This is a genomic window from Vibrio sp. 1078-1, assembly GCF_033340475.1.
Genome location: NZ_JAWOWM010000929.1, coordinates 1 through 514, shown reverse-complemented (window position 1 = coordinate 514; position 514 = coordinate 1). Strand labels below are relative to the sequence as shown.

Sequence of the window (514 nt, the reverse complement as noted above, 5' to 3'; positions counted from 1 at the left end):
AAACAATGGCCAGAATAAAGAATATGACGAGTCTAGCCTTGGCGGAGAAGCCGCAGCTGGTGTCGCTTGGGGCTATAAACACTTTGGTTTTAACTTAGAATACAATTACGCCAAAAACAGCGATTTTGATTCTGGTGGCGTGATGTTTGGCGCACAAATGCGTTTCTAACTCATCCCTCTTTTCTAAGGCACCTGAATTCCGGTGCCTTTAGTTTATGTGCTTCAAGCACCTTCTAAAGACAACACAATGCCTGCCAGGATGAAAGCCACACCGATACCTCGGGTGAGATACCATTTTTCCGCAAGCAACCAAATGCCCATCAATAAACCAAATACGATACTGATCTGGCGCAGCGCGACAACTAAGCTCACGTTGTCTGTCATCGTCATCGCAAACAGAACCAATCCATAAGTCGATGCCATCATAATGCCAGCCATACTTGCACTTTTTCGGATTCGCCAAGCCGCTTGCAACTCTTGATCATTTCCGGTGATCAGACACCAAAGTAAAACG

The 514-nt window shown here is 45.7% G+C and carries 2 pseudogenes; one reads left to right on the top strand and one right to left on the bottom strand.

What is annotated here, in order from left to right:
• Window positions 1-169 (top strand): annotated as a pseudogene (locus R7190_RS30915) (porin family protein); the annotation flags it as partial.
• 53 nt (window positions 170-222) lie between these two features.
• Here the strand turns inward: R7190_RS30915 and R7190_RS30910 are convergent.
• Window positions 223-514 (bottom strand): annotated as a pseudogene (locus R7190_RS30910) (multidrug transporter); the annotation flags it as partial.